Origin of the sequence: Sutterella parvirubra YIT 11816 (genome assembly GCF_000250875.1) — a bacterium.
GTDB classification, from domain to species: Bacteria; Pseudomonadota; Gammaproteobacteria; order Burkholderiales; family Burkholderiaceae_F; genus Sutterella; species Sutterella parvirubra.
The window spans coordinates 48,193-52,053 of record NZ_JH604946.1; the positions used below are offsets into that span (position 1 = coordinate 48,193).

At 65.3% G+C, this 3,861-nt stretch carries 4 protein-coding genes; all 4 read left to right on the forward strand.

The annotated features are described in order from the left end of the window. Nucleotides 1-1,122: 30S ribosomal protein S12 methylthiotransferase RimO (gene rimO / locus HMPREF9440_RS04805; protein WP_008542014.1), on the forward strand; the 1,122-nt coding region annotated here is incomplete at its 5' end. Between the two features lie 552 nt (nt 1,123-1,674). Next, nucleotides 1,675-2,493 carry a transporter substrate-binding domain-containing protein gene (locus HMPREF9440_RS04810; RefSeq protein ID WP_008542016.1) on the forward strand — a complete coding sequence of 273 codons (819 nt, stop codon included), beginning with the start codon at nt 1,675-1,677 and terminating at the stop codon, nt 2,491-2,493. Nucleotides 2,494-2,544: 51 nt separating this feature from the next. Then, complete coding sequence (locus tag HMPREF9440_RS04815; protein WP_008542018.1) at nt 2,545-3,264, forward strand: amino acid ABC transporter permease; 720 nt, start codon at nt 2,545-2,547, stop codon at nt 3,262-3,264. Nucleotides 3,265-3,543: 279 nt separating this feature from the next. Further along, the coding region (locus HMPREF9440_RS04820) for a formate/nitrite transporter family protein (RefSeq protein ID WP_040763642.1) at nt 3,544-3,861 on the forward strand (318 nt) is incomplete at its 3' end.

Below are 3,861 nucleotides of genomic sequence, written 5' to 3' on the forward strand. Positions count from 1 at the left end.
GTCGTACGGCGTGAGCGTCGCGCGCGGCGCACCGACGCCGACGGCGGCAACTTCATCGCGAAGCGCCTCCCGAAGGTGCTGGGCGTCACGGGCCCGGACAGCGTCGACGAAGTGATCGCGATGGTGGAGGCGCACCTGCCGCGCCCGCACGATCCGTGGGACGACCTCGTCCCGGCGGCGGGCGTGAGGCTCACGCCCAAGCACTACGCGTATCTCAAGATCAGCGAAGGGTGCAACCATCACTGCAGCTTCTGCGTGATCCCGAACCTGCGCGGGACGCTTGTGAGCCGTCCGATCGGCGAGATCGTCCGCGAGGCGGAAAATCTCAAGGAAGCGGGCGTGAAGGAACTCCTCGTCATCAGCCAGGACACCGCGGCCTACGGCGTCGACACGAAGTACAAGCTCGACTTCGCGGGCGGGCGCCCGACGAGGACGCGTTTGCTGGAGCTCTGCAAGGAGTTGGGGCGCCTCAACCTCTGGACGCGCCTTCACTACGTCTACCCGTACCCGTCGGTGGACGACATCGTGCCCTTGATGGCCGAAGGCCTCATCCTTCCGTACCTCGACGTTCCCTTCCAGCACGCGCATCCGCGCGTCCTGAAGGCGATGAAGCGTCCGGCCTCCGCGGAAAAGAACCTGGAGCGCATCGCCGCCTGGCGCGCGGTCTGCCCCGACATCACGATCCGCTCGACCTTCATCGCCGGGTTCCCGGGTGAAACGGAAGAGGAGTTCGAGTACCTGCTCGACTTCCTCCGTGAGGCGCGCTTGGACCGCGTGGGGTGCTTTGCGTACTCGCCCGTCGAAGGCGCCCAGGCGAACGCACTCCCCGGGGCGCTCCCCGACGAGGTCCGCGAAGAGCGCCGCCACCGCTTCATGGAGGTGCAGGCGGAGATTTCGCGTGAGAAGCTTGCTGAGAAGATCGGGAAGACGTTGGAGGTCATCATCGACGAACCCGAAGACGAGGACGGCGTCGCCGTCGGCCGCACCAAGGCGGACGCCCCCGACATCGACGGCGTCTGCTACGTGACGACGGACCGCCATCTCACCCCCGGCGACATCGTGCGCGTGCGCATCACCGCGAACGAAGAGCACGACCTGATCGGCCGCGAGGTGGTGGAATAAGGTTCTTCGGGAGGAATTCCTGAAAGAACGTCCGGTACCGCGGTCGCCCCGGTGCCTTCGAAGAAGAGGTGCTCGGCCTGCAACATTTGCTTGCAGGCGGGTACCTCTTTTTTCAGGTTCGAAGGACAGGGTTTCCCCGAAGTCCGGTAAATTCATTCAACCGAATTTTTCCATTTCATAGAGGATGCCAAATGAGCTTCACGCGCTTCAACGCCGCCCGTGCGACCGAATCCTGTTGTCAGGTTCGGCCCGCGTGCGTGCGCGCGTCCTCTATCGAAGGACCCGCTCCCGGGCTGATGTGATGAAGCGGCTCCCTTGAGGGAGTCTCAACACATCGGCGGACCGGAGAGGTGAATCCTTCCGACAGGGCGTCGACTCGCACGATCGAGTCGGCGCTTTTTTCGTTGGTGCCCGTCCCTTGGCAGAAGGGACGGCGACGCCGCCGGAAGAGGGTGGTCGACGCGGTCGGGCCGAAGACGCTTCCTGCTTTGTCTTTGACTTTTCTCCCGTTTCTCAAACGACGACAACACCTTGCTTTCGGAGATTTCGAACATGAACTCGAACACGAACACCACCCCCGCCGCCCTCAACCTCCTCAACGTCTTCTCCCGCCGCAGCGTGGTCGCCATGGGCTTCGCCGCGCTCGCGGGCGCGGCGGTGCTTGCGGCCGGTCTTCCCGTCAACGCCCAGGCGGCCGAACGCACCGTCAAAATCGGCACCGAGGGCCTCTACGCCCCCTTTTCCTTCCGCACCGCGGCAGGTAAATTGACGGGCTTCGACGTCGAAGTCGCCCGCGAAGCCGCGAAGCGCGCCGGCGTGAAGCTCGAATTCGTGGCGGCCCCGTGGGATGCGCTGATCGCGGCGTTGGACGCCAAGCGCGTCGACGCGGTCTTCAACCAGGTCGTGGTGAACGACACCCGCAAGGCGAAGTACGCGCTCTCCTCCCCCTACCTTGAAGAGCGCGGCGTCGTCGTGGTGAAGGAAGGGACGGCGAACCCGCCCTCGTCCTTCGAGAACCTGAAGGGCCGCAAGGTGGCGGGCGTGCCGTCTGCGAACTGGGTCGTGGCGGCCGCGAACGCGGGCGCCCAGATTCTCCCCGTCAAGGAGGGCGCGCAGGCGTTTTCGCTCGTGGCCACCGGCCGCGCCGAAGCGGCGGTGAACGCCGAGAGCGCGTTCGAAGCCTACAAGAAGGCGCAGCCCCGCGCGAAGCTGGTCGTCGCCGCAAAGAGCGTCGACGCGGAACGCGTCGCCGGTCTCTTCCGCAAGGACGACGCGGCGCTCGCCGAAGCGTTCGGGAAGGCCATCGATTCGATGAAGGCGGACGGCACGATCACCAAGTTCGCCGAACAGTTCCTCCAGCCCAAGGAATAAGCCACGGAAACTCTGAGCCCCCGAACAGACGCAGAACACGAAGAAGACATCATGGATCTGATCAGCTATCTCCAGAACCTCACCCACGCCGGCCTCGTGAGCGAACGCGCCGCGGACGTCGCGACGCTGATGGGGGAGGCCTTCACCGAGCTCCTCATTCCGGTGATCGAACTCACGATCCCCTTGGCGGCCGTGAGCTTCGCGCTGGGGCTGGCGCTGGCGGTGGTGTTGGCCCTCGTGCGCATCAAGGAAGTTCCCGTCGCGACCACCCTGGCCGGGTTCTTCATCTGGTTCGTGCGCGGGACGCCCATGCTCGTGCAGCTCTTCATCGTCTTCTTCGGGCTCCCGGGGATGGGGCTCACGGTGGATCCGATTCCTTCGGCGATCCTCGTCTTCACGGCGAACGTCGGCGCCTACGCGTCGGAAATCCTCCGCGGCGCCATCGGCGCCGTCCCGAAGGGGCAGTGGGCCGCGGGGCGTTCGCTCGGGTTGACGGAAGCGGGCGTCATGCGCTTGATCGTCCTTCCGCAGGCGATGCGCACCGCCTTCCCCGCGCTCGTCAACACGCTTCTGGGCCTCATCAAGGACACGAGCTTGGCGTCCGCCGTCACGGTCGTGGAGATGTTCATGGCGGCGCAGTTGGCGGCGGCGCGCACGTTCGAGCCCTTCTGGCTCTACATGGAGGCGGCCTTCATCTATCTGATGATCTCGACCGTGGTGGCCGCCGCCGGGGCGGCGCTGGAGAAGCGCCTCGCGCTTCCCGGGCGCTGACCGGAGCGCCCGGAAGAGACACGGGAGAGACACGGGAAAGGCTCGGGGGCGGGCGTTTCGGCGAAACACCGCAAAACCTCTTCCGGCAAAGACGAACGGACGAAGCGTGAACGTTTCGTCCGTTCAAATTTTCCGTAGAATCCACGCATTCGCGGTGGGAGAAGAACACCCAAGGGGTTCTTCTCCATCGCGGAAAGCCTCCGCCTTAGGAAAGCGGCTTCGGGGTCGTCGGCCCCAACCGTGAGGCCTCTTTCCTAACTCAACATTACGGAGGCCCACATGGCTGACGACAACCGTACGGTGAGCGTCGACGCGCTCACCCCCGCCGAGATCACCGATAAGGTGCTCTCGGTCGCCCGCGTCAAGGCGAACCTTCCCTTCGCGCGGCAGCTCCCGCTCACCTTCCTCGCGGGGGTCTACATCGGCCTGGGCGCGATCTTCTGCGCGCTCTTCCAAGGCGATGCCACGCTCTCCTATTCCGTTCAGAAATTCATGGCCGGGGCGGTCTTTTCGCTCGGGCTCTCGCTCGTGATGACCGCCGGGGCGGAACTCTACACCGGGAACACGATGATGGCGGCGGGCGCCGCCGACGGGCGC